Origin of the sequence: Thermogemmatispora tikiterensis, assembly GCF_003268475.1 — a bacterium.
Taxonomy (GTDB): domain Bacteria; phylum Chloroflexota; class Ktedonobacteria; order Ktedonobacterales; family Ktedonobacteraceae; genus Thermogemmatispora; species Thermogemmatispora tikiterensis.
In genome coordinates, this window is sequence record NZ_MCIF01000002.1 from 3,752,776 (window position 1) to 3,777,552 (window position 24,777).

Annotated in this window: 17 protein-coding genes and 1 tRNA gene; 12 read left to right on the top strand and 6 right to left on the bottom strand. The window is 61.1% G+C overall.

What is annotated here, in order from left to right:
• Nucleotides 1–42 precede the first annotated feature (42 nt).
• Complete coding sequence (locus A4R35_RS15065; protein WP_223258350.1) at nt 43–2,160, bottom strand: glycoside hydrolase family 9 protein; 2,118 nt, start codon at nt 2,158–2,160, stop codon at nt 43–45.
• Between the two features lie 579 nt (nt 2,161–2,739).
• Here A4R35_RS15065 and A4R35_RS15070 point away from each other — a divergent pair.
• From A4R35_RS15070 to A4R35_RS15085, 4 genes are all read left to right on the top strand, one after another.
• Nucleotides 2,740–4,458: an ABC transporter ATP-binding protein gene (locus A4R35_RS15070; protein WP_112430740.1), complete on the top strand. Its 1,719-nt coding sequence runs from the start codon at nt 2,740–2,742 to the stop codon at nt 4,456–4,458.
• A 135-nt stretch (nt 4,459–4,593) separates the two neighbouring features.
• Nucleotides 4,594–5,181, top strand: a complete 588-nt coding sequence (locus A4R35_RS15075; RefSeq protein ID WP_112430742.1) for an ECF transporter S component — start codon at nt 4,594–4,596, stop codon at nt 5,179–5,181.
• 230 nt (nt 5,182–5,411) lie between these two features.
• Nucleotides 5,412–6,323 carry an energy-coupling factor transporter transmembrane component T family protein gene (locus A4R35_RS15080; protein WP_112430744.1) on the top strand — a complete coding sequence of 304 codons (912 nt, stop codon included), beginning with the start codon at nt 5,412–5,414 and terminating at the stop codon, nt 6,321–6,323.
• 173 nt (nt 6,324–6,496) lie between these two features.
• Nucleotides 6,497–7,381 (top strand): hypothetical protein, encoded by an 885-nt coding sequence (locus A4R35_RS15085; protein WP_112430746.1) that lies wholly within the window; start codon nt 6,497–6,499, stop codon nt 7,379–7,381.
• A 495-nt stretch (nt 7,382–7,876) separates the two neighbouring features.
• Here the strand turns inward: A4R35_RS15085 and A4R35_RS15090 are convergent, their stop codons facing one another.
• On the bottom strand, nt 7,877–8,641 hold the full coding sequence (locus tag A4R35_RS15090; RefSeq protein WP_112430748.1) for a PadR family transcriptional regulator: 765 nt from the start codon (nt 8,639–8,641) through the stop codon (nt 7,877–7,879).
• Between the two features lie 403 nt (nt 8,642–9,044).
• Between A4R35_RS15090 and A4R35_RS15095 the strand changes: the two genes are divergently transcribed.
• Nucleotides 9,045–10,073, top strand: coding sequence for a gluconeogenesis factor YvcK family protein (locus tag A4R35_RS15095; RefSeq protein WP_112430750.1), 1,029 nt, complete (start codon nt 9,045–9,047; stop codon nt 10,071–10,073).
• Nucleotides 10,074–10,500: 427 nt separating this feature from the next.
• Here the strand turns inward: A4R35_RS15095 and A4R35_RS15100 are convergent, their stop codons facing one another.
• The 3 genes from A4R35_RS15100 to A4R35_RS15110 form a co-directional block, all read right to left on the bottom strand.
• Nucleotides 10,501–10,794, bottom strand: a complete 294-nt coding sequence (locus A4R35_RS15100) for a GYD domain-containing protein (protein WP_112430752.1) — start codon at nt 10,792–10,794, stop codon at nt 10,501–10,503.
• A gap of 158 nt (nt 10,795–10,952) precedes the next feature.
• Nucleotides 10,953–12,656 carry a gamma-glutamylcyclotransferase family protein gene (locus A4R35_RS15105; protein WP_112430754.1) on the bottom strand — a complete coding sequence of 568 codons (1,704 nt, stop codon included), beginning with the start codon at nt 12,654–12,656 and terminating at the stop codon, nt 10,953–10,955.
• Between the two features lie 549 nt (nt 12,657–13,205).
• Nucleotides 13,206–14,054: a translation initiation factor eIF-2B gene (locus tag A4R35_RS15110; protein ID WP_112430756.1), complete on the bottom strand. Its 849-nt coding sequence runs from the start codon at nt 14,052–14,054 to the stop codon at nt 13,206–13,208.
• A 275-nt stretch (nt 14,055–14,329) separates the two neighbouring features.
• On the opposite strand from A4R35_RS15110, the gene pdxR reads away from it, so the two are divergent.
• From pdxR to A4R35_RS15145, 7 genes are all read left to right on the top strand, one after another.
• The gene (gene pdxR / locus A4R35_RS15115; RefSeq protein ID WP_189361851.1) at nt 14,330–15,919 is read left to right on the top strand and encodes a MocR-like pyridoxine biosynthesis transcription factor PdxR; all 1,590 of its coding nucleotides are present in this window, start codon (nt 14,330–14,332) and stop codon (nt 15,917–15,919) included.
• Nucleotides 15,920–16,387: 468 nt separating this feature from the next.
• Entirely contained in the window at nt 16,388–18,448 is a 2,061-nt protein-coding gene (locus tag A4R35_RS15120; protein WP_189361852.1) for a thiamine pyrophosphate-dependent enzyme, read from the top strand.
• 7 nt (nt 18,449–18,455) lie between these two features.
• Nucleotides 18,456–19,124 (top strand): 2-oxoacid:acceptor oxidoreductase family protein, encoded by a 669-nt coding sequence (locus A4R35_RS15125; RefSeq protein WP_112430762.1) that lies wholly within the window; start codon nt 18,456–18,458, stop codon nt 19,122–19,124.
• Between the two features lie 79 nt (nt 19,125–19,203).
• Nucleotides 19,204–19,277 (top strand) — tRNA-Gln (locus A4R35_RS15130).
• Nucleotides 19,278–19,691: 414 nt separating this feature from the next.
• Nucleotides 19,692–21,089 carry an AI-2E family transporter gene (locus A4R35_RS15135; protein ID WP_223258351.1) on the top strand — a complete coding sequence of 466 codons (1,398 nt, stop codon included), beginning with the start codon at nt 19,692–19,694 and terminating at the stop codon, nt 21,087–21,089.
• A 33-nt stretch (nt 21,090–21,122) separates the two neighbouring features.
• Nucleotides 21,123–22,049, top strand: coding sequence for a protein DA1 (locus A4R35_RS15140; protein WP_112430766.1), 927 nt, complete (start codon nt 21,123–21,125; stop codon nt 22,047–22,049).
• A gap of 473 nt (nt 22,050–22,522) precedes the next feature.
• Nucleotides 22,523–23,278, top strand: coding sequence for an RNA polymerase sigma factor (locus A4R35_RS15145; RefSeq protein ID WP_112430768.1), 756 nt, complete (start codon nt 22,523–22,525; stop codon nt 23,276–23,278).
• On the opposite strand, the gene A4R35_RS15150 is transcribed toward A4R35_RS15145, so the two are convergent.
• Nucleotides 23,253–24,743, bottom strand: a complete 1,491-nt coding sequence (locus tag A4R35_RS15150; RefSeq protein ID WP_112430770.1) for an alkaline phosphatase family protein — start codon at nt 24,741–24,743, stop codon at nt 23,253–23,255. The two genes, A4R35_RS15145 and A4R35_RS15150, sit on opposite strands and share 26 nt — an antisense overlap.
• Nucleotides 24,744–24,777: the final 34 nt, after the last annotated feature.

Sequence of the window (24,777 nt, forward strand, 5' to 3'; positions counted from 1 at the left end):
ACCCGTCTTGCCTCCCCATTGGGCAGGAGGCCGCCGCGGAAGTTATGACTTTGGCGGCTCCTGCCCAAAGACCAGCGTGCCGTTGCGGTAGACGGGTATGTACTGGGTGACGGCCTTGGTCGAAGTCAGACCCTGGCGGCTCCAGTCGTTCGATGAGTCCCAATGGTACTTGTAGTCACTGCCAATGGCCACAATCAGCGCGAATTCGAGGTCGCGCGTATACCAGAGCGGGTAAGCTGACCAGTCGAATTCGTAGTAGTAGACTGTGGTGGAGTTCCCCCAGGCATAGGGGCCGTGCACAGCGACCGGGCCTCCATTGGGCAGGTACTGGTTCTGGTCGTAGTAGATGGCCACTGAGACCGAGTTGATTGACTGACCGATGGCTAGCAACTCGCTGATGTTGAAGAAGTAGCGCACCTTGAGGCCGGTGACGAACTGCGGCGGCTGGGTGGTGTCGCTGTGGAGCGTCAGGGTAATCTGCGTGCTCTGGTTGCTGTCCTGATTGACCAGCGCTTCGACGAAGAAAGGATTGACCGGTGTTTCTGCGGTCGAAAAATTGGGATTGGGCTGTTGACCGGAACCATAGTAGTAGTAGTGGCCCGCCAGCGCCCCAACGAAGGCCGCACTGTAATCGACCGCCACCTCGTTGTAGACGAAGTCATTGGTGGCATCGTCGTGGTAGTCGCTGGTGTCTGGACCGCCGACCAGGCCGCCCCACAGCGTGTGGCGGTGGTTGGGAGGATCAGACATGCTGTTAGTGAAGGAGCCGTGGGCTGCGCGATGATGGGGATGTTTGGCCGAATTGGAGGCAAAGCCCACCATGTAGCAGCGGTTCATTGGATTGCTGCCCAAGATATAGTTCATCTGCCCCAAAGCCCAATCCGAGAAGCGTGAGTCACCGGTGTATTTGCGATAGACCAGAGCGCAGAGCTGGGCGGCGGCGTTGTAGCGGCAGGACCCCCAGGTATTGATGACCATAAAGCCGCCGGGCGTGGGCTTCAAGAAATTCGTATCGTTGGGGTCCTGATGCGGCACGTTGGACCAGTATTCGAGGTTCCAACGGGCGATGTACCAGTGCTTGGGATCGTTGGTAATGGGTGCAAGCTTGAGGAACATGCCTCCCCAGACAGCGTCCCAGCAGTGTACCCAGGTATTCTGCCAGTTATCCTGGGTGCTGTTCATGATGGCCTTGAGGTAGCCAGTATAGTGGCCGCTGGAGTCAGTGGCGATAATGTCGTTCAGGTAGGACTGCTGGCCGGTAGCGATGTAGAGCCAGATAGCGGCCCAGGCCAGGTCGTCGCTGTCGCCGCTGGAATTGTAGAAGCCGCCGGAGTAGCCGAGTCCGCGGTTGGCAACGGCAAAGCGGTAGAGGGCCTGGGCGTAGTCCAGGCACTTGGCGGCGTAGGTGGCGTCGCTGCTCTGACTGTTGAGATACATGATGGCCAGAGCGGCGGCGGCCTCCGCACACATGTCGCTGGCCGGCGTCTCGGAGGTGGCGAAGTAGGCCGGACGGGCCAGATTCTCAACTTCGGGCGGTGCCCAGACTGTATGATCGATGGAGCCTTCACCAACCTGGTAACAGAATGCTACCACATTGCCGCTGCTGTCGCGGAAGGTGCAGCGCATCAGGTAATCGCAGCCCCAGCGCAGGATGGCCATCATGTGGGCGTCTTGCCCGGTGGAGACGAAGGCCTGGCGGAATTCGTAGAAGCCCCAGCCCAGCGTCGAGATGGCATAGCCCTGGGGAAGGCCGAATTTGACGTGATCGCCAGCGTCGTGGAAGCCTCCGCTGACATCGACGGTGCCTTTGCCTGCCGGATCAAGCACCTGCCGATGGGCTGCGATAAAGGAGGCTGACATGTTGGTCCCGACGTTGTTGCTGTTTTTGGGCTGCAGGGGAACAGCGGTGTCGGAGAGATCACAGTCACCACGCCAGGGTAGGAGGCCACCAGTAACGCCTGGCCCGGATTTCTGGGCGTCATAGAAGTAGATCGACATCTGCAAGGCTGCTGCCAGGTTGTACTGGGGAGTGGGAGCAGCGCTGGCTCTCAGGCTGTTGTCAACGCCCGCAAGTGCTGCTCCCAGAGAACCTAGCGGCAGCGCTACCAGCAAATTGCGCGATTGCTGCAGCAGTTCGCGCCGCGAGATGCGGGTAGACACGGTCTGACTCCTTTCAAGACTCTCCTGGGTATCATCCTTGACTCGCTCGCTCGTGTCTTGTCCTGTATAGTCAGCGCGCTGCCTTCCGCCCGCTTGCTAGCTGGTCGCTGGCCAGCTCACGGCGAAGACAGACAGGCCGATCACCGCAACGCGCGCAGATTGCCAGCGCGTAACCAACCACCTGGAGGCGAGCGCGCCGTACTGAGTAAACGAGGCCCGGCCTGCGCTCCTTATCTGGCTCCTTCCACTTTCCTCTGCCGGGGAAGGCTGGTGCTCTGCACTGTCTGCCTGAGAGCAGTATAGGCAGACGTCGCGGCAATGGCCAGAGCAGATAGAAGGCAGATGCCAGTCAGTGAGATGACAGCTAACTTCGTCCCGGCTTGCGTACTTCCCTTCTATTGATGAGATTACAGCAATTACGGTATCTCTGTAGTAGCTGTTCCAGCAAGACTCGACAAGATTGACAGCTTCTCCTGTCGCTCGGTACAATTAGAAGAGAGTCAATCCTATCTGATTAGAGGGCTTCCACTGTTCGTGAAGTCGTCTGCGTTCACTGGAAGCAGCAGGTAACGGGTATAGATGGTTACTCATCCCGACAACACGAGAGATGCATCGCAGGACGCACCTCCAGCTGTTGCTGTCAAGGGATTGAGCTTTCGCTATCGCGCCCTCGATGAAGAGTCGCCCCCTTCGAAGAAGATCAGAAGAGCTGTCCCTGACTCCTCTGCTGCCGGGGCGGAGGTGGAGCCGCAGTATGCCATTCGGGATATTTCCTTCTCGCTCGCGCATGGAGAGCTTTTGCTCATTGCCGGGCCGAGTGGCTGTGGCAAGAGTACGCTGCTCAAGTGCCTCAATGGTCTCATCCCCCATACTTTCCGTGGTGAGCTGAGTGGGGAAATTTTGATCGAAGGACGTTCTGCCGCGGGCATGAGCCTGCGTGAGCGGGCGCGTTACATTGGCACGATGTTGCAGGACCCTGAGAAGCAGATTGTCGGCAGCACAGTTGAGCAGGAGGTCGCTTTCGGCCTGGAGAACCTGAATGTGCCACGCGCTGAGATTCGTCGGCGAATCGAGGCTGTGCTGCAGCGCCTCCATCTGGAGGCCTACCGTCAGGAGGCAACCTTTGCCCTCTCAGGCGGGCAGCGCCAACAGGTAGCAGCGGCTGGGGTCCTGGTGATGCAGCCTTCGATCTTTCTCTTTGATGAGCCGTTTGCTAATCTGGATGCGCGTGCTATCGATGAGCTGGAAGAGCTGATCAATGGACTGCGTGCCGAGGGGCGAGCTGTCATTATTGTGGAACATCGCGTGGAGGAGACTCTCAAGCTGCGCCCCGATAAGGTGCTCTTAATGCGGGACGGGCGGCAGGTCTTCCTGGGCGATGGGCAGTCCTTCCTGGAAGTGGCCGATCCGGAGCAGGTGAAGCTGCCGATCGAGGCAACGCTACGCCGAGCTGCCGAGCCGCGTCAAGTGGTAGAGCAGCTTGTGCGCCCGATTGTTACCAGGCGCGCGGCGATGGCGGAGGCTGGCACGGACGAGCCGGTGCTGGTCTTCCAGGATGTCCACTATCGCTATGAGGCCGACGGCGAGGAGATCCTGCACGGCATTTCATTCAAGGTGCGCCGTGGCGAGACGATTGCCCTGCTTGGGCCGAATGGGGCCGGTAAGACCACCCTGGTGAAGCAGGCGCTGGGGTTGCTGCGTCCAACGGCAGGCGCGGTCTTTCTCTATGGAGAGGATACGCGCAGGCTCAGCGTGGCGCAGCTGGCGGCGCGTATCGGCTACGTCTTCCAAAGTCCAGGCGCCATGCTCTTCGCCCCTACAGTTCAAAAAGAGCTGAGCTTCGGCCCTGAGAATCTACGCTTCCCTCCTGAGCGGCTCCAACGCGCTGTTCAGCGGGCAGCCGAGGCCCTGGATGTGGCCCGTTTTGCTGAGCGCTCGCCTCTTTCGCTCAGCTTCGGGCAACAGAAACGGGTCAGCATTGCTTCAGTGCTGGCGATGGAGAGCCGTATCCTGTTGCTGGACGAGCCGACGGCGGGCCAGGATTATCGTTCTTATATCTCCTTTATGGAGCATCTGCGGGAGCTTCCTGAGCTGGATGCTCTCCTCTTCATTACGCATGATCTCGATCTGGCGCTGCGTTATACTCAGCGCGTTCTTCTCCTCAAGGATGGCCATCTGGTGGCTGATGGAGCACCGCTAGAGGTGCTGGCCGATCAGACCCTGCTGGAAAGCTGTAACTTGCGCCCGACTTCGCTCTTGCGCTACCTGCTGACGGAATGTAGCCGCAGCCTGGCGTGAGGGGCGAAGGTGAGTAGAGCTGTCCGCTCTTCTCCACTGATTTGATTCTTCCTGTGACTGTCGTCCCTGGTCTGTCTGTGTTATCTCAAGGATCTGCGATCATCGCGATCATTCAGAAAGGAGTTCATTGTTTTTATGGCTACGACCGAGAAAGAGAACCTGCGTGAGCGCGAGGTCACAAGCCGGGTGTGGGGTATTGGGGTCCGGCACATTGTCTACATGGCGCTCGGGGCGGCGCTCTATGGCATTTTCAGCTACTTCACCAATATTCTCCAGCTGCCCAGCGCGGGCAATGTCTCCTTCCGCCCGGCCATCGTCATCCCTCTCTTTTTCGGGGCCGTCTTTGGTCCCTGGGTGGGCCTCTTCTCCGGCGGGGTGGGCAATCTCTTGGGGGACTACATCTCGGGCTATGGGGTCTACTGGAACTGGGATGTGGGCAATGCCCTGATCGGCTTCATTGCCGGCCTGGTGGTCTACCTGACCTGGGGCGTCTATCGCCATTCGCGCTCTATTGTGCTGGCGGAGGTCTTTGCCGCCCTGGGGGTGATCATCGGGATTGGCTTCGCCTCCTATACGGAGATCTGGCTCTCAAAGCTGACTTTCGTGACCGCCACGACCGGCTATTTTCTGCCAGCGGGCCTGTCCGACCTGATCAATGGCCTGATTCTCCTACCTATTTTGCTGCTGGCCTACCGGGCGGCGGTGGCCCGCTTCGGGCGCTAGCGGTGTGCCACCTGGCGGCCTCAGCTGAGAGACTCCCGTAATCGTCAGGAGAGGAGAGCCGAAGACCCTGGCTTTCGGCAGAGGTCTGATCAGTTGGGTCCTGTTCGGGGAGGCAAGGGAGGGAGCAGCAACAGAGATGGTGACCATGTGCCTCGGGTCGCCTCCTGTCGCTGCCTCTCTCCTCTCCCTGGCTCTCTCTGATTGAGGTGTGGTAGAAGGAAGGACGTGCTATGTTGATAACACTCCCTTATGTCAAGCGTGATACGCCTATTCACCGCCTTGACCCACGGGCCAAGCTGCTCTTGCTGCTGGCCTATGGCCTGGCGGCGGCTCAGACCTCGAATGTCTGGCTGATTCTGGCCGGCTTTGTGGGGGCTGCCTGCTACTATGGGCTGGCGCGTCTGAAGTGGTCAGAGACAAGACGAGCCTGGCTTTTCATTATTTTCCTCAATGTGATCCTTGTCTTTGGCAACTACTTTCTCTCCGGCGGGGCCATTGTGCAGGGCATCGACCTGAGCCACCAGCATCAGTTGTTCTCGCTGCCGTTTCTCGGCTTTCTGAATCATCCTCCCTACATTGGCCCGAAGCCGCTGGTCTTCAGCGTGGAGAGCATCACCTACATGGTGACGATGGGCCTGCGCAACTTCAGTATTGCCTTCCTGGCGGTGGCGATCCCCTATACCACTAATCCTGGCCACATTGGGGTGGCTTTCAAGCAGCTGGGCCTGCCGGACCAGTTCGCCTACGCGATCGATCTTTCGTTCCGCTTTCTGCCAACGCTGGCACGCGATTTCAGCGTGACGCTGGATGCCCAGCGCGCGCGGGGCTTCGAGCTGGATAAGCTGCGCGGTGGCATCTTTGGGAGGATTGCCCGCCTGGCCCCCCTGGTAGTGCCCATTGTGATCGGTTCGGTGGTGGGGGCGGAAGATATTGTGAATGCTATGGAGCTGCGTTGCTTTGGCGTGGGGAGACGCACCTGGCTGACAGAGCTGCAGACCCGCCCAGTTGATCGCCTGCTGATGGTCCTGGCCATAGCTGTCTTTCTGCTGGTGACGGTGCTGAACATTCTGGGCAACTTCTATACCAGTGGGCCGCTGCACATCCTCCATGAGCAGGGTCTGCCGGCTTTTCTCCTGCGTTGAGTTGGCAGTGGGCGAGGTCGGTCCCCCTCGATGGCTCCTCCAACCGGCCTCGCTCTCTTTGGACTGACCCCGCGAGGCTGAGCCGCAGACCAGATGGCCCAGGCCGTGCCGGGACTCGGCTTCTCTTGCTATGATATAGACGACAGCTTGTTTTTAGGCGAATGAGGTCCCGGATGAGACGTACGTTTCTGACACGCCTGCGGATCAATGGCTCCTATTATGTGCTCGGGGGTCTACTGTTGCTGCTCGGCGCGCCGCTCTATCAGTGGCTCTGGCTGCTGCCACATGGCTATGGGGAGGCCCTGGCTGCCGCCAACCGTGGTCAGTTGGCAGTCTATGTCCTCTGGCTTCATCTCCATGTGTGGTCTTTCGCTTTCTATCGCCTGCTCCAGATGGTGGCCTTTGCTCTCACCCTCAGCCTGCCTTTCACGCTCTTTCGCATCATTGTCGCCCAGGAGGTGCTGGGACGCGACGAGGGGGAGGGAGCCGAGGCGGCAGCCGCTGCCGGCGAGACTTCTCCCTCAGCCGATGACCAACAGAGAGAGACCGCTGCCAGCGACAAGCTCTTGCCGCAGACGGCTGAGGAGCTGCTGGCCATTCCCTGGCGCGGGAAAGGGTTTGCGGTCATCGCGGCCTGGAGTGGCATGTTGGGTATTCTCTTGCTGGTCTTAGGCAATCTGGCCAGTACAGTCTATCAGATAGGGGTGGCCCGCACTTTCACGGCTGAGGCAGCACTGACTCCGACTTTTGCGCTGGTGGTGGAGATATGCACGCTCGTCAGCAATACGGCTGGAGGGCTGCTGGTGGCGCTGGCGACCCTGCTGTTCGGAGTCATTATTGTGCGTAGTGGCCTGCAGCTCTGGCCCCCGCTCTGGGTGGCCCTGGGGTATGTGGCCATTTTGCTGGCGCTCTTCCTGATTGGCAGTGCCGTGCAGGTGGCTCTGGCCCCCGCCAGCGGTCAAGCGTTTTTGACGACACCGGCTTTCCTGCTCTTCGCCCTCTGGACCTTATGGCTGGGCCTCATCCTGGTGCGGCTGCGACCCGCGCCTGCTTCCTGACGCTGGCCTGGCGGGCGGGTCGCGTGAGCCTGACTGAGCGGCGGCCCGCTTGCTCTCTCCCTTTCCTCCCTCCCCAAAAAAGAAAGAAACGGGATATCTGAATCCCCACCACCGCGCCCACAGAGTGGTAGAGCGACTCCCGTCCCCTACAGTATAACCTAAATGCCTCTTGTAACACAAGATATATAGGAGAGATTGGATATAAGGTACCCCTGGTTCTCTGCCCCTCGTGTTGCAAGGAAGAGCTGCACTCACAACGCTCGGCACGGGAGCCTTGGGAGCCTGAGTGAATAAGGCAGAGCTTTTGAGCGTAACTGCACAAAAGTGCCTACCGGTCTCAGGGATCTGTCCCGGTTCGCTGAGGAGCAATTGTCGCCCATTCACGTCTCGCGTTTCCTGGGGAGGGGGGAGGGAGCGCAGTGGGACCGACCCGCCAGTTTGCTGCATCTCTCTTGTCGTCTCCCAGCGGGCCGGCCTCGGATCGTGGACCTAAGCTTAAGCGGGCGGCTCGTCGCTGACGCCTGTCGAGGAAGAGGGGCCTTTCTCCTCCTGACTGCTCTCGCCGGAGGGGCTGGCGGGGCTGCTGCTGGCTGTCGACGAAGGCGTGCCGTAGATCAGGTCGGTCAGATCCTTATGCGTGCGCTCAAGGATGCTGCGCAGGCGCGCCAGTCGGTTGGGGTCACCGACGGAGGAGCGTCCGGCGATCATGAAGAGGCGGGCCACCTCGCCGGCCTCCTGGCGCAAGGCCTGCAGCTCCGGCGACCAGGAGCGGCCCAGGGCGCGCAGTGGCCAGCCTGGATCAGGGCGTTCCGCCTCGCGCTGGTGCTCAGTCAGAAAAGCGCGTCCAGCTTCGGTAATCGTGTAGACCTTGCGCCCCTCGACCTCGCTAGAGGTGATGAAGCCGCGATCCTCCAGCATTTGCAGAGTTGGATAGATCGAGCCAGGGCTGGGTGTATAAAAGCCGCCGGCCCGTTCTTCCAGCACCTTCATCATCTCGTAGCCGTGCATGGGGCGCTCCTGGAGCAGCTCCAGCAAGACATATTTCAGATCGCCGCGTCCGAAGACACGCAGCCGCTCAAAGAAAGCGGCGGGGCCGTGAGGACCGCGGCCATGTGGGCCGGGGCCGTGTGGGCCGAAGGGGGGCCGCCCGCGGCGCGCCTGCCAGAAGGGAGGAAAAGGTGGGGTAGGAGGGCGCTGCCAGGGGAAGGGGCCACCTTCATCCCAGCCGTAGTACTGCCAGGCAAAGCGTCGGCCAAACATGAAACTGTACTCCTTTCTCTTCACGATCTCTAGCGCTGGGCCTTTGCGAGGGATCTCTATCGCTCGCAGGGCTGACTACGGCGCCCGAGATAACGATATATCGAAAACCACTGTGCTCAGTATAACGATATATCGTATCCATGTCAAGGGCCTGGAGCTGCCTGCTTGCACAAGGGAGGGAGGCGTGATAGGATAAACTGGGGAAGAGGGAGCAGAGGGAGAGCCAGCTCACCAGCCAGTGCAGTGTAGACAGCAGCCAGACATACCCCGCAACGGTAGAGAGCCGAGAGACTTGTCGACAGCATTCACCGACCGTGTATAGTTTCTCTTAGGTTAGGAAAATCCGAAGAGAGGTAGACGTCGTTTGTCAGTTAAGACTGGAATCAGCCACAGGAGATGTGAGGTGCCAGAACAGTATTATCGCCCAGGAGAGCGGCACGTCGGAAAGCGAGTCGTCACCATTGGCGGAGGCTCTGGAACCTTCGCCCTCCTTTCGCATCTCAAAAAGTACCCGTATAACATCAGCGCCATCGTCACCATGTCGGACAGCGGAGGAAGTTCGCGTCGCCTCATGGATGAATTTCGGCGTCAATTGCCGCTAGGGGACCTGCGGATGTCGCTTGTGGCCCTGGCACGCAATGGAGCGCTATGGCGTGAGGTCTTTATGCACCGCTTTGAGAGCACAGATGAGCAGGGAGAGGGGAAAGGAGGAGTTGGTGGCCACAGCCTGGGGAATCTCATTCTCAAGGGTCTCCAGGATATCAACAATGGCGACCTCATGCTGGCCATTGAGGATGCGCAAGAGCTGCTCAATACTGCCGGGCGGGTGCTGCCAGTCACCCTGACGCAGACGACCATCTGCGCCGACCTGGAGGATGGCACCACTATTTGTGGCGAAACCGAGATTGACACGCGTGGCAAAAAGAACCTGGGGCCGCTCTCGCCCATTGTCCGCCTGCGTATGGTGCCAGAGGATGCTCCGGCCTGCCCCCAGGCCATTCGCGCCATTCGCCGGGCTGACGTCATCATCATTGGCCCGGGCGATCTCTACACGAGTCTTATTCCTAATCTCCTCGTCAAAGACATTGCGCGTGCCGTGCGTGAGTCCGAGGCGGAGAAGGTCTATGTCTGCAATCTCATGACCAAGCACGGAGAGACTGACGGCTACAAAGCCTCCGATTTTGTCAGCGAGATCCACCGCTACCTGGGAGGCCGTGTCGACCGGGTGATCGTCAATGATGGTCCATTCCCTCCCGAAGTGCTCCGCACCTATGCCGAGGAGAAGAGCGAGCCGGTGGCCGTCGATCGCGCCCGTTTAGCGAAGCTCGTGCCAAACGTCGTCATCGGCCATTTCAATCTCGAAGATGATATGTTGGCTCGCCATGATCCCGAGCGTCTGGTGAGGGCTATTTTCCCATCCGATCCTTTCTAGCTCCAACCTGCCTTGCTCTCTCTTCCGGCCCTGCCGCTTTGCTTGCAGTTGACCTCTCTCTGTCTCCGGGCCGAGCGGCGGCTGTCGGTCACGGCTGGGACTGGTGCCGCGTTGTGAAGGCCAGGCGGACCGGTCAGACGAGGGCCGGCAGTGTAGCGGTCTGCCGTAAGACCAGCTGAGCGCTCGCCAGAACGACAGCAGAGGAACCTACCTCAGACGCGAAGCGAGGCCAGCGCTGCAGGCAGCTGCCAGCGAATGAGTGGCCTCGCCTCGTTTGGTGGCCAGCGTTCTCGCCTGCACCTGCGCCCTTAACTGGGGAAGGAAGAAGACGAGGAGCTTCGACCGCTGGCATCTGGCTTTCTGCTCAAGTGCTCGTCTCTCCCATCCTTCACCAGCCGGCTGAGCGCGTGCCGGCGCCTTCTCCCTTCTACGGTAAGGTGCGGGCGATCTGCTCGAACTCCTCACGTGGGAACGCTCGCATGGTCTGGCTTCGTAGGCTGCCTTGAGCGATGATGCCAAGAATCAAGCGCGCGGCAGTCTGATCGTCAGGGGCCTCGGTAATGATGACATAGTCGTACTGGCCCATGACAAGATAGAAGCCGATAAGCCTGCCTCCTGCTTCCTGGAGCGCCTTCTCGAACATCTGAAGACGTTCGGGGGCATTCTTGGCTTCCCTGATCCCTTGCTCGGTTAAATTGACCAGACTGATGTAGGTTGGCATTGAAGGACCTCCTCGCCCTTGACAGGTCTTCAACTCAAGATGGAGCGCTACGGGGTCAGCCTTCTGTTGCAATTGTACATTCCCAGTTGCACTTTCACAAGCTCTGCTGCCAGCCTGTCAATCCTTTCTTAACCAGTAATTCTCAAGCTGCCCCTCTTTCAGGCTGATGGACGCTGGAAGAAGAAGCGATGTTCGCAGTAGCCGGCCAGCATGCCCACCAGTGAGAAGAGGGCATTGGTGTGTCCAGGCAGCGAGCCAAGGACAACCAGGCCACTATCGAGCAGGAGGTAGGCCAGCATGGCCAGCACCATCCCCAGATAGGGGCGCACGAACCAGGTGATCAGCAAGAAGAGGGGTTGGCCTCGTGAGGTGGACTGGCGCAGAGAGACCAGGCAACTCACGCAACCGCCGAGCAGGCCGTAGGCCAGGACCAGCCAGGGCACGCCGAACGGGGCGAAATCTGGCGTAAAGACCTCCTGCCCGAAGCCCAGTCCCTCGCTAATGGCCAGGGCCAGCACGGCCAGGAGTAGGAGGGCGTGGTAGACGGCCAGTGCCAGTAGCCAGCCCTGGGGAGCCGGACGGAGGGCAGTAGGGGTAGAAGATGGCTCCGGCGCGCCTGGCGATGGCGCAGGAGATGGCCCTACCGGCTCGGGTGAGGTTGCGGCGACAGGGGCCTGGCTGGGAGAAGCCGGACTGGAGCGCTCCCGTTCATCTTTGCCTGAGACTGCCGCGATCGGCTCTGTATCCAGCTCATCGCTCTCCGCTGGCGAATGCGAGCCGGCCAGCCCTCCAGGCCCGCTGGCGGAACCTGGCCTGACCCTTTCCCCTGATGATTCGGCGGACGTGCTGGCCCGACCTTCCAGGTCCAGCAGATAGCTCTCCGGTAGCTTCTGGCGGCGGGCACTTTCCAGCAGGTGCCGCACATAGGGATCACCTGCGTGGCGCTCGGGTAGGCGTGGGTGGAAATACTTGCGGACCGTTGCCGAAGCGATATAGGTTGTGCAGGTAATCTCGCGCTGGCGTAAAGGCTCATGGACGACCACCGTCAGTGGCTCGAAGAGGCCGATTGGAGGGACCGCATCGTGGACCTTATCCAGGGGAACCACGCCGTCCTCGGCTGGCAGGGCCAACCGGCGCGGCACGCGATAGAGCATGCCCCAGACCGCGGCAGCCGGGTCACTACTCGGCAGGATCGAGGCGACAACGTCGCCCGTGGCCGTGCGCACCGTACCGAAACCCAGCTCATAGCCTTTGAGCATGCCTGGCCCGTAAGGCAGAGCCAGCCCGTCCAGCAATTGAGGACTGTTCAGTACCACTGTATCCATCTCTGGGCCGTACTCAAACAGCCAGAGGAATTCATTGCGCTCCTGTCCCAGCTGCGTTGAGGCGACCACCTCCTCCTTCTCCGCTACCTGGCTGGCGACAGGAAGCGGCGTCTCTTCCAGTGAACTGTATTCTTCGGGGACAGGAGGCGCAGCCGGGGCCTCCTCGGGGAACGGCGCACCTCCATCCGTCAGACGGGGGCCAAAGGCGCTCCCTGTCTCGCCCAGCGCCAGCGAGGGCGGGCGTGGCGTACTGCTGCGCACTATGGGCACACCTGGCGCCACAAAGTCGTCGCCTCGTCGGCGCTTTTCTCCACGTCCCTCGCGTCCCTCACGCCCCTCACGCATCTCTCTTCTCTCCCTTCGCTCTCTCTCGATCGGAGCTTCGCGCTCCCTCTCATGTTCGCGCGCTGGCTGTGCCTCGCCTGGCTGTGCCTCGCCTGGCTGTGCCTCGCCTGGCTGTGCCTCCGCTGACTGTGCCTCGCCTGGCTGACTCTCCTGCCGCTCTCCCTGAACTGGCTGCTCAGCATTACCGTGCATATCACTTCCCCCTTCCAACTCCAGGCGCGGTGCCTGACCCTTCTCCCCCGTCCCAGACCTCGCCATCGCCCCTGACTGCGGCAGTGCGCCGCGCCGTTCCGTATCATGCCTGGTCATGACCTGGCGTCGACCCTCATTTCCACATCAGCCCGTGCCCGGCCAGCCTGGCGGGCCGCAAGATTGTACCATCCCACTCCTGTCCCGTTCCGCTGGCCGTTCCCTCCCTGCTTACTCCGCTGCTCCGCTCTGCTCTGGCCTGCGCTGCCATTGCCCGTCGTTACCTGCCAGGCCATCAGCCCCCTCTGCAGACGAGGTCGGGAGCCGGGCGGAGGTGCCTCGGTCTCTCCTCCCCTGGCCGGTAGTCCCGACTCTGCGCTGTGACGCTATGCACCCCGTGGCGCCCCGGCCCTGGCCACCCTCTGCCTGGCTCTACGCGTTCTACCTGAAGCAAGCGAGCATAATGCGGAGGTGCTGTAAGAGGTAGTTTCACTTCTGCAATTGATAGGATACACATTTGAATCGCTTTCGCCAAGTCTGCAGGACCTGTGGCTAGTGAGAGTCACTGAGCGGCTCCTTATTGAAAAAGCCGCGCTCGGTCACAATAGCGGTGACCAGCTCGCCGGGGGTGCGATCGAAATAGAAGTTGCGCACCTCGATGCCGGGGATTGGCTCTTCCAGGACCTCTTCAGGCTCTTTCTCTTCCAGGAGGGAGAGGTCACCGGTCCAGGGCTGGGAGGAGATTTTCAGCGATTCGCACAGGACGTAGAAAGGGATGCCGTAGCCACGGCTGGCCCAGGCCAGGAGTGCGGTACCGGCTTTGTTGATGACATCGCCGTTGGCGAGGACGCTGTCGGCGCCGACCACCACGGCGGTGCAGTCTGGAAGAAAGATGGCGGCCTCGGCGTCAGTAATGAGCGTGACGGCGAGGTTCAGATTCTGCAGGCGGCGAGCCACCTCTCGACCCTCATAGCGGGGGCGACCCTCCAGGACGATGACCCGTTTAATCTGGGACGCACAGGCGTGCAGAGCCTCCAGGACAGTCCCCGAAAGACTATGCGTCATCAAGGTGCCGGCCAGCAGCGGGCGCGCATGAGCGATGATGGCTTGCGGCGCGCGCTCATATTCTTCGCGCAAACGCGCTGCCTCCTGAGCCATGCCAGCCAGTCCCCCTGGGGCCTGGAGGATACGCCGGACCGCGCCGGCGATAGCGGCCATCGCCGGGCGGGCCTGCATCAGCTCCTCACCTGCAGCATGGATCTGGGCCAGTCTCTCTTCTGGCGAGCCGTCAGGAGCACGCGCCAGCTCTTCCAGGATGGCAATTGTCTCGCCCACCAGCCAACGTGAGCCATGTTCGCGGTCATTGCGTACAGCATCAATGCGCTCCTGGAGCTTATTCATGCTTCCTCCCTTCGTAGTTGGTTGGATCTTGGCTTTCGGGCCTGGTCGCTGCCATTACTAGTTATTATCGCGCTCTCTCTTGAGACGTGCAAAGGGTCAGAAAGGCTGACTTTGCATGGCGAGGTCCCTCTCATGGCCTCTCATGGTCCTGTTTCTGGGCCAGGCCAGCTCTGATTGGTTCGGTTTTTACCGTCTGCATTGGCTCTTGTGATTCGCTGCCTGCCACACTACACTGCTAGTGTATTGGTATGAGCCAATGCAGGAGGGGGAAAAACATGCGACACTCACGCCCATTTGAACACCGCTCGCGCTCGTGGTCCGCTGCTCCTGCTGCCTCCGTCTTTGTTCGGCTCGATCGCAGCAGCAGTGTGCCGCTCTATCGGCAGATCTATCAGCAGTTGCGTGAGGCGATACTCTCCGGGGCCTTGCCCGAAGGGGCCCGCCTGCCCACAGAGCGAGCTTTAGCGCGCGAGTTGGGAGTCAATCGTACAACGGTCATGAATGCTTACAACGAGTTGGCGAGCGAGGGCCTCATCGAGGGGCATGTCGGGCGTGGGACGCTGGTCCGGCGCAGCCTGCTCGCTCTGGAAGACGAGGAGTGCGAACCTGCCATGCCTTCCTGGCTGCTGGGACTGGCCGCTGGTGAGAGCGAGGTGCTTGGGCCTGACGCGCGCGTGCTCAGTGAGCTGATGGCGCTGGCTGAGTACGGCGGGATGATCTCCTTTGCCAGCGCCATGCCAGAGCCGGCCTTGCTGCCGGCAGAGCTGTTCCGCGAGATCTGTCAGGATTCGCTTCTCTCTGCCCGTCAGGAGGCACTTGGCTATTGCCCGGTAGAGGGCCTGCAGAGCCTGCGTCAGCAGGTGGCCCTGCGCATGCGTCGGCGGGGCGTACCTGTGGATGCCGGGCATATTTTGATCTTGTCTGGCTCGACACAGGGCATCGGTCTCGTTGGGCGTTTTCTGCTGCGTCCCGGCGATGAGGTCGTGGTCGAGGTCCCAACCTATATCGGGGCTATCCAGGCCTTTCGGGCCTTAGGGGCGCGGGTCATCGGTATCCCGCTGGATGCTGAAGGTCTGCGGCTGGATCTCTTGGAGAGCGTGCTGACGCGCCATCGTCCGCGGCTGATCTATACGCTGCCGACCTTTCAGAATCCGACAGGTGTGGTGATGTCGCCTGAGCGCCGTCGGCGCTTGCTGCAACTCTGTCGGCGCTATCAGGTGCCAGTGTTGGAGGATGATGCCTACGGCGAGCTGTATTTTGATACGCCACCGCCTCCGCCGCTGAAAGCCCTCGATAGCAGCGAGCAGGTAATCTACCTGAGCACCTTCTCGAAAATGCTGGCGCCGGGCCTGCGGGTGGCCTGGCTGGCCGGGCCGGTGCCGATGATTGAACGCCTCTCATTGCATAAGCAGGTCTTTGACCTGAATACCAACGCCTTTGGTCAGTGGCTGGTTGCTGAGGTATTGCGGCGTGGCTGGTTGGATGGGCATCTGCGGCGCCTCAGCGCTGCCTATCGACGTAAGCGGGATCTTATGCTCCAGGCTATTGAGCACTACTGGCCCCGCGAGATACGGGTGACTCCGCCGGGAGGGGGCTTTCATCTCTGGTGCCGTCTCCCCGCTGGTCTGCGGGCACGTACCCTCCTGCGTGAGGCGGCGGCTGAAGGGGTGGCTCTCCTCAATGGCGAGCCTTTTCATGTCGATGGGGGTGGCCAGCAGTATGTCCGCCTGAGCTATGCCTATCCCCAGGAAGCGCAGATCGAGGAGGGCATCCGTCGCATTGGCATAGTGCTGAAGCGTCTCTTGCTGCAGCGTAGTCAGGAGCAGATGCGCTCCTCTCCTCCTGAGCATATTCCAATGGTCTGAGCGAGAACCGTGTGACCTCCACTCGGGACCCTGGGCTTGAACGCTCGCCAGCCAGCAGCGCTGGCTGGCGCTCTGCTCTAACAGGCGTTTGTTGACAGCCTCCGCCCGGTATCGGAAAATGGTGACCGGGTAGGCCGGCGCTGTTGTTCAGATGGTGGGCCGGCTGGGTGTGGCTGGACCGGGACCGCCTCCCCTCTGGCTCTCACTGGCGCTGGTAAGCGGCTGAGAGCTGCCGACTGACTACCACCTGCTCGATTGTGATCGCCGGCTGGCGCCGAGGGAGCCGTTTACTTCTATACATCCCTGTCATCGTTTGGGAAGCCAGGCCCGTTCTGGCCGTTCGTGGCCTGGATGGACTGGCGAACGAACCTGACGAGCTGCAACGGCTTGCAATCCCGATCCCGATCCCTGGCCGGCTGGATGAAGCCGACGGTACGAGAGCCAGGAACGAGAGGAGTGTGTCTGAAGTTGAATCGTCTGACTGCTCCGGGCAGGCGGCTGTTTTTGAGCGGCGATGAGGCGGTGGCGCGGGCCGCTCTGGAGGCTGGTGTCCATGTGGCGACTGGCTATCCGGGCAATCCTGGCGGTGGAGCGCTGGCGGCGCTCTTGCCGCTGGCGGCGCGTTTTGGCCTGGCCGCTGAGTGGAGCGTCAATGAAAAGGTGGCGCTGGAAGTAGCCGCGGGGGCCGCCTGGGCTGGCAGAAAGAGCCTGGTGACGATGAAGATGTCGGGCCTCAATGTGCTGGCAGATTCGTTGCTCTCAATCGCTCACAGCGGCGTCAATGGAGCGCTGGTAATCTATGCTGTGGATGATGTCGGGGTCTTCTATGGAATGGTTGAGCAGGATTCGCGCTACTATGCGCTCCTGGCGAGCGTGCCGCTGTTGATGCCAGCCAGTCCCGAGGAAGCTTATGCGATGACGCTTCTGGCTTTCCGGGCTTCGGCCCAGACGGGGGCACCGGTGCTGCTGCTGGGGACGACGGTGGTAGCGGCCTCTCAATCATGGATCAGGGTGGCACCTCTGGAGCGCCGCGCCGTTGAGGAGCCTGCCAGCTTCCAGCGCGATGTGGCGCGCTTTACAAAGGCTGTCCCTCAGTGGTGCCGCGAGCAACATGCCGCGGCTCTGGCGCGCCTGAAGCAGGCCGGCGCGCTGCTGAGTGAGGTCAATGGACGGGAGGAGCCGACCGCCTCAGCGAAGGCACCTCCCTCTCGGGAGAGGAAAGTCGGTGTGGTGGTAGCCGGAGTCAGTGCGGCTTATCTGGCCGAGGTACAGGCTCGTCTGAGGGCGGCACCCCCGCTGGCGGTCTTCAAGCTGGGCCTGATTCATCCCCTGCCTCGCGAGGAACTGGAAGCTTTCCTGGCTCCCCTGGAGGCGGTGCTGGTTCTGGAGGAGCTGGAGCCGCTGATCGAAACCCAGATGGCGGCCCTGATCGCGGAGCGTAATCTACGGGTTCGCTTGCTGGGCAAGCGTGGCGGGCTGCTGCCGCGCGTAGGCGAGTACAACCAGGCGCTGGTAGCGCGGGCACTGGCCGCCTTGTTCGAGACGGCTGGCTATCGTGAGAGCGCCGCTGAAGCGCAGGCGCTGGCCGCCCAGTTGTCGGCTCTGCCCGAGCCGGGCAGCTTTTTGGCTCCTTTGCCGCGCACCCTGGAATTCTGTCCCGGCTGTCCGCACCGGATGACATATTACGCGCTCAGACGGGCACTGCAGGCCGCCGGCTACCAGCCCGATGAGGTGATCACAACCGGCGACATCGGCTGTACCATCCTGGGCATACATGCCCCGCTCTCGGTCTGCTGGACCGAGGTCTCGATGGGGGCCAGTCTGGGAATTGCTCAGGGGCTGAAGTACGCTGGCATCGAGCGTCCAGTGCTGGCGGCGATGGGCGATAGCACCTTCTTTCATGGAGGCATCGCCGGGCTGCTAAACGCTGTTCAGGCGGGAGTGCGCCTGACCTTGCTTTTGCTGGATAATGGCCTGACGGCGATGACCGGGCAGCAGCCAAATCCGGGATCGTGGCAGGCTGGTACCGGACCAACGGCGAAGCCGCGGGCTGATATTGAGACAATTGTGCGCGGCTGCGGCGTAACCTTTGTGCGCGCGGTCAATCCTTATGAGCTGGAGGCAACGGTGGCGACGCTGCGCGAAGCCCTGGCCTTCCCAGGAGTGGCAGTAGTCATTGCGCGCGCGCCGTGTACGGTCCCAGGTCGCTTGTTGCCCGGCCAGGAGGCGCCGTTCCAGATCGAGGAGACGCGCTGTTGTGCTGGACGTGGTTGCGACGAGCTGCCCTGTTATTATGAGGTCGGTTGCCCCTCAATAGTACTGATGCCAGCAGAGGAGGGCGCCGACGAGGAACTAAGGGCCAGGCGTGAGCTACGGGTGCGCATTGATCCTCTGAGCTGTGTGGCCTGTGGACTGTGTGCCGCTGCCTGCCCGTTCGAGGCCATCGGACCGCTGGCAGCGGCAGAGAGCGATTACAATGAGCAGAAAGAGATGGTTGCTGCGTGGCCATCTCTTCTGATGCAGGAGTAAAGTGCTTATGCCCGAGTCCCCTGAGCGTGAGCTGCGCTGGCAGGCCCTGGTTCTGGCCGGAGTCGGTGGCCAGGGGGTGCAGACCGCTCTGGAGGTGCTGGCGCTGGCCGCCGACGAAGTTGGCCTGACGCTGCAGACCTTCGCCCCCCTGAGCCTGGCCCGGCTGGGTGGGAGCGCTTGCTGTCATCTGCGCTTCGGCCCAGTCCCTACTCCGCGCATCGCGCCCGGGCAGGCCGACCTGCTGATTGTCTTGGAGATGAGCGAAGTGCTGCGCGTACTGCCCCTGGCGCGTGCCGGTGCCCTGGCCTTTATCTCTACCTGGCGCCGACCCCCGCTGGCGGCGGGCCTGCAGGGCCAGCCCTATCCCGACCAGGAAACCCTTGCAGCCGCTTTGCGGAGAGGCGGAGTGACGGGAATCTTTGTGGAACCCCGCTGTTGTGGTTGGTCGCGCGCCGGAGAAGAGGAGCCGAAGAGCGAGGAGGTTCCTCCCGGCTTGCTCTCCCTCTTCATGCTGGCCATCTGTTGCAGCGCCACGGGCCTGCTCCCTTATGCCGCCTTGGAGCGCGCCCTGGCCCAACGTCTGGAAGAAGAGCCTGCCATCGCGGCGGTGGCGCGGCGCCTCTTCGCCTGTGCCTGGCAGCGCGGAGCGCTGCTCAGCCTTCCGCCAGGGGCTTGACAAATCCCTGTGGCTGCGGTAATATGCATACGCAAGCACGGTTAACGCTGTACTGATGCTGCCTGGCAAACCAGCCTGTTGGGGTGTCGTTCAACGGTAGGACTGCCGACTCTGGATCGGCCAATCGGGGTTCGAATCCCTGCACCCCAGCCAGTCGGAGAGGCAAGAGCGCCTCTCCTTTTTTGTTTGCCTTTGTTTCTCCTGGCCGGCGGTGAGGAACAATAGACTGAGGAACCTGGTTCCAGAAGACGAGAAGGAGCAGGCCGAACGCACAACCCGAAAGTGGTGGATTACCGCGAGAAAAACGTCCGAAACGATTGGCTGGCTCTGTCGTATACCAAGTAGATGCGTTTTCTATCTGATGTGAGTCTTCCCCGAGCCTGTATTGTGGTATACAGCTCCACAGAGGTGTAATACTCTTAGAAAGACTGATTGTGGTTTGAGGACCACAGAGCCTGACTGGAGCGGAGAGCGTTTCCGAGAAGCTCCGGTCTGCAGATTGGTGGGGGAGTAGCCAACTGATCCTGTCAAGCAAGCAAGACTGTAAAGAAAGGGGCACCACCATCGATGTCGACTGGCGCAAGCACTGATCCCACCGGTAGAGCAACGTTCGAACCAGCCGGCAAAACATCGCTAGAAGAAGAAATGCGCTCCGCCGCCCGCTGGACACGCCGGCGTGATATCCCGCTGGCGATTCTAGCCTGGACGGCCCTCGCCGTTCTGGCCTTGTGGGGCATCAGCCATATTGCGCACTCGCTGCTCATGCTGGTGATCGCCGCTTTGCTGGCCTATGCAATTGCTCCTGCGGTGCGCTTATTGGAACGCTTTATGCCGCGGCTCGTGGCTATTCTGCTGGTCTATCTTGTAGTGCTTGGCGGGCTAAGTGTTCTTCTCTACTTTGTGATCACAACCACGATCGCGCAGATCCTCTCCCTGGCGCATTATGTACAGCAGATGCTGACTCCGAGGCCGGGTGGCTCGGTGACTCCCCTGGAAGAGATTCTGAATCGTTTTGGCATCAGTGCAAGCCAATTAAGCGATCTGCGCCAGCAGCTCTTTAACCAGTTGGAGAACATAGCCACCAGCGCCTTACCGATTGTCACCGGCGTCTTCGAGGGTATCCTCGACATCGTCATTGTGATGGTGCTGAGCATCTACCTGCTCATCGATGGCGAGCATGTCGTGCGCTGGTTGCAGCGCGGCGTACCGACGCGGCAGCGGGCGCGGACCCGTTTCTTTCTGGATACGGTCGAGCGAGTGGTGGGGGGCTATATCCGTGGTCAGCTGCTGCTCTCGGCGCTGGTCGGAGTGCTGGTCGGCCTGGGGATGTTCATCCTGCAGGTTCCCTATGCGGTCTTACTGGGCGTGCTGGCCTTCCTGCTGGAGTTTATTCCGGTCTTGGGGACACTCACCTCGGGAGCGATCTGTGTGCTCATCGCCCTGAGCCAGGGCTGGCTAACGGCGGTGCTGGTGCTGGCCTACTTCATCGGGGTGCATATCGTCGAAGGAGATGTCATCGGGCCGCGCATCGTCGGGCGAGCCGTTGGTCTGCACCCGGTCGTTTCTCTCTTTGCCCTGTTGGCTGGGGCCGAGCTATTCGGGGTGATTGGAGCCATTTTTGCTGCGCCCCTGGCGGGCGTGCTGCAGGCGCTGCTGGTGGCTATCTGGCAAGAGTGGCGCAGCCTGAATCCTGAGCAATTTGAAGAGCCACCAGTGCCCTTGCCAGCGCCGACCTCCTTTCCCGTGAAAGCGGAAGCAACCGCGCCGGGCGCGCCGACTCCGTCGATGACGGAGGGTCCCGGGGAGGCGAACAGGGCCAGCGGTGCCAATGGAGGGAAACCAACGGGAAGGCTGGTGGAGAGCAGCAGCGGAGAAGATAGAGAGGATGATCGTCAGCAGACCACCAGCATCCACGGCTCTGTTGAGGTGCCGCCGGCCCCCTCGGCCTCGGATCATCTGCTCTAACTCTGAAGTGCTATACAGTGAAACCGAAGCGTCATGAGCCGCAGGTACCCCCGCTTTTGCCACCTCTGTGGAACCCCGCTGGCGCTGGTAGGGCGCTATCTGATTTATCCCAACGGGCTGGTCATCTGCCCGGCCTGCGAAGGCACAGCGCCGCGCTGTCAGCGTTGTGGTCTGCCAGGGCGGCATCTAGAGCAGGTGGGTGGAGCGCTCCTCTGCCCCACGTGTCGCGCCCAGGTAGCCTTCTGTGCCTGCTGCGGTCGGGCCTTGCTGGAGGCCGCTTATGTGATCGGAGACTCGCCGCTCCGGTATTGCCAGCGCTGCCTGGAGGAGCGTCCCCGCTGCGATGTCTGCCAGGCGCCTTTAAATGAGCAGGGGCGCTTGCTGCCTGGGCGACATGGCGAATCACGCCGCTGCGCCGCCTGTTGGGCTGAGGCTGTGCATAGCCCGGATGAGGCGGCGCCACTCTATCAGCGCATTTTTCTCCTGCTGCCGCAAGAACCGGGGCTGACGCTGCCTGCTCTCCCCCGTCTCCACCTTTGCGAGCGCGCGCTGCTACAGGAGCTGCATCAGCAGCGTCAGAGCAGCTTGCAGCCTGGTGAGGAAGGAGGGGTCGGCGACCCACACTTGCTTGGCATTTTTTTGCAGCAGGGCCGGGAGCAGGATATCTACATCGAGCACTATTTGCCGCGCGATCTCTTTCAAGCGGTAGTGGCCCATGAGCTGGCTCATGCCTGGCAAGCCTGGCAGGGCCTGGAGGGGCTGCCGCTAGTGGTAGGTGAAGGCTTTGCTGAGTGGACGGCCTACCATGTCTTGCAAGCCCTTGGTGAGGAGCGCATGGCCCGGCGCTTGCTGCGTCGTCGAGATCTCTATGGTCAAGGCCTCCAACGCTTTTTAACGCTGGAACAGCAGCAGGGCCGCGCAGCAGTGCTGGCTGCCGCCCGTGGCTCTCTCCCGTTGTAGGAAGAACGAACCTCCTCATTAAAATCGTCTCCAATGCCAGTCTCTGCTGCCTGTCTGTCTGCCTGTCTGTCTGTCTGCCTGCCTGCGATCTTCCTCAAGACTTTGCTCGCCTGTTGTCGCTTCCACTGCTCAGCAGCTTTCCTCTCTGTCGGCGGTAAAAGCCACGTGGAGAAGCGCGGCGTGACCGGCCATCGCGTGAGGTGGTTCTGGCGCTCACCAGAGAGAGCGGGCACTGACGCCTGACGGGGAATGGCGTCTGTTGTCTCCTCTTGTTTCCCTGGTGTGTCAAGGATGCTGGTGGACCGCTGAGCGGGCTGTCAGGTGATTGTCTACACGATGAACACAAAAAGTATGCTCAACTTTATACAAAGGTTTTCTATACAGACAATTATAGGTATGCATCCCTTGCTTTATTGTATATACTATGTTATATATCTGTATGTGGTTTGCATACGCAGGAGGTTAAATAGACCATGCTCTCACTCACGGTGTATCAAGAATGCCAGCTTGCCACAGCGGGACCGGCGGCGATGGGGCCCGCTGTGGGGCCGCTGTTGTCTGCGCCCGCGCAAGGTTTCCCCGGAGAAGAGCCAGCAAGCAGTGAGCGAGAGGGGCAGGCTGACCAGCAGCAGCTACTCATTACACGGGTGCTGCGTGGTGATGGAGACGCCTTCAGCGACATTGCCCTGCAGTACAGCTCGCTGATGTTGCGAACGGCCTTCATGATCGTGGGTGATCGAGACGCTGCTGAGGACATCGTACAAGACGCGCTCATTCAAGCATGGCATCACCTCGCTGATCTGCGTGAAGCCGGAGCTTTGCGCCCCTGGCTGGTGCGTATTGTGGTGAATCAGTGCATCAGCTTCAAGCGTCGTCTGGCACGCTCCAGTGCCTTCCTGCGCCAGGCGCTCTGCGATCTGGAGACGGACCTGCTGGCCCGCACCGCCGAGCTGCACAAAGGCTCGATTGAGCGCAGTTGGGATCTGGCGCGGGCCGTCGAGGAGTTGCCTACCAAGCAACGTGTCGCTATTGTCTTGCACTACTACAGCGGTATGACCTTACCGGAAATGGCTCGCGCCTTGCACATCTCCGAGAATACGCTGAAGAAGCGTATCCAGAGCGCCCTCTCCAATCTGCGTCAGGCCCTCATGAGCGATGCGAGCGACCATGTGGTCGCCTCTCGTCCGCTCTCGGAGGGCTATTTCACGACAGCGACCCGGCGGTCCTGAGCGTGAGGAGCGGCTGGCCATCGAAGCGTACTGCGTTGTTGATCCCGAGCAGACTGAGCACCGTAGGAGCGACGTCCATCACAGTAATCTCGTGCATATCGTTCACTTTTGGCTCATGGTGGAGGAGGTTACCGATGAGTAAAACGCCATCTTTACGATGGGTCCCCGAGATAGCACGCCTCGCCGCCTGCGTTGTCAGCAGCGGCACATATAAGTCGTCACCGATCGCGAAATCGCTCTGGAGTTCGAACAGAAGATCCGGCAGCCGCTCCAAATAGCTGCCCTGATAGACTTCCTCGCGTTTGCGTACCCAGCGGAGCAACGGGCAACCGCGCGAGCGTAGACCGTGGATCTCTTGCTGCAAACTCGTGCGCACCTCCTCGTAGTCTCGACCTTGTTCTTCGAGGCCCTGACGATTGAGGGTCACACCGCCGAATGGCCCATCGCCTCCCAGGCTAAAGGCGCGCGCCAGAGAGCGCTCTTCATCGATGAGGTGGGACCGCGAGCGCGCTGGCGGCTGATGTTCGCGCACCGCAAGACCGGCGTGGGCCAGCAACTCGTCGGAGGCCAGGTAGCCGCGCGAGCGTGCCGAAAGAGGGCGCTCTAGTAGTCGTGGGCTACGGCGCTGGACCACGAGCAGGCCTTGTCTCCGTAGCCACTCGTTGAGATGTACCCGTTGATGGCTGCGGCGCCCGTGACCATAGGCGCTGACAACGAGCAGTATGCTCTCGGCTGGCAGCGCTGCCCGTATTTCGCCTACGATGTGATCACAGAGACGATAGAAGCTTTGGATGCGTGTTAGATGCTCACTCTGCCCTGGGTAGGCAGGATCACTGAGATCGCTGTAGTGCCAGAAAAGGTGCTGGACCACGTCCAGCGCATTGAGCTGCAAGAAGAAGAGATCCCAGCGCTCTTGTTGCAGTAGTTCCAGGCCAAGGGCGGCCTGTTGGAGGGTGCAGCTCACCAGCTCGTGGTAAAAGGTCCGCAACTGCTCGCGCCGCGCAGCCTGTTCAGCCAGCCGTGGCAGGGCAGGAAAGGCCAGGCTTAGCTCGTACTCTTCGGGGGTAATGCTCATGCTGCCATCGTGTGGCGAGAGTGCCAGCATGACACCGTTGACAGGCCAGGCGGGATAGGCCAGATAGGGGTTGAGCACGCAGATCCGCTTGCCGCTGGCGCTGGCCAGATCCCAAAAGGTGGTGCCGCAGGTGAGGGCGAGCGGCTCGCCTGCGTCGTGGCCTGCTGGCTCCTGGCCGCTGATAGGAAGAGAGAGCAGGCCGTGGTTGGCGGGGTTCAGACCGGTGTAGAGGCTGCCCCAGGCCGGATAAGTGTCCGGCGGGATGCTAGAGGTGAGTTCGAGGAAAGGCGACTCCAGCATGAGGCGCCGCAGATGAGGCAGGGCCGGACCATAGACTCGTAGGAGGTCTGCGTCCAGACCATCGAATCCCAGGATGACCACTTGTGTCATAGCTTTTCACCTTCTCTCTCTCGCCGAGATGCTT

Excerpts from the sequence above, each read along its gene's own strand:
- A4R35_RS15070 (WP_112430740.1), top strand. The coding sequence starts at position 2,740 with ATGGTTACTCATCCCGACAACACGAGAGATGCATCGCAGGACGCACCT.
- A4R35_RS15075 (WP_112430742.1), top strand. The coding sequence starts at position 4,594 with ATGGCTACGACCGAGAAAGAGAACCTGCGTGAGCGCGAGGTCACAAGC.
- A4R35_RS15080 (WP_112430744.1), top strand. The coding sequence starts at position 5,412 with ATGTTGATAACACTCCCTTATGTCAAGCGTGATACGCCTATTCACCGC.
- A4R35_RS15085 (WP_112430746.1), top strand. The coding sequence starts at position 6,497 with ATGAGACGTACGTTTCTGACACGCCTGCGGATCAATGGCTCCTATTAT.
- A4R35_RS15090 (WP_112430748.1), bottom strand. The coding sequence starts at position 8,641 with ATGTTTGGCCGACGCTTTGCCTGGCAGTACTACGGCTGGGATGAAGGT.
- A4R35_RS15100 (WP_112430752.1), bottom strand. The coding sequence starts at position 10,794 with ATGCCAACCTACATCAGTCTGGTCAATTTAACCGAGCAAGGGATCAGG.
- A4R35_RS15105 (WP_112430754.1), bottom strand. The coding sequence starts at position 12,656 with ATGCACGGTAATGCTGAGCAGCCAGTTCAGGGAGAGCGGCAGGAGAGT.
- A4R35_RS15110 (WP_112430756.1), bottom strand. The coding sequence starts at position 14,054 with ATGAATAAGCTCCAGGAGCGCATTGATGCTGTACGCAATGACCGCGAA.
- pdxR (WP_189361851.1), top strand. The coding sequence starts at position 14,330 with ATGCGACACTCACGCCCATTTGAACACCGCTCGCGCTCGTGGTCCGCT.
- A4R35_RS15125 (WP_112430762.1), top strand. The coding sequence starts at position 18,456 with ATGCCCGAGTCCCCTGAGCGTGAGCTGCGCTGGCAGGCCCTGGTTCTG.
- A4R35_RS15135 (WP_223258351.1), top strand. The coding sequence starts at position 19,692 with ATGTCGACTGGCGCAAGCACTGATCCCACCGGTAGAGCAACGTTCGAA.
- A4R35_RS15140 (WP_112430766.1), top strand. The coding sequence starts at position 21,123 with ATGAGCCGCAGGTACCCCCGCTTTTGCCACCTCTGTGGAACCCCGCTG.
- A4R35_RS15145 (WP_112430768.1), top strand. The coding sequence starts at position 22,523 with ATGCTCTCACTCACGGTGTATCAAGAATGCCAGCTTGCCACAGCGGGA.
- A4R35_RS15150 (WP_112430770.1), bottom strand. The coding sequence starts at position 24,743 with ATGACACAAGTGGTCATCCTGGGATTCGATGGTCTGGACGCAGACCTC.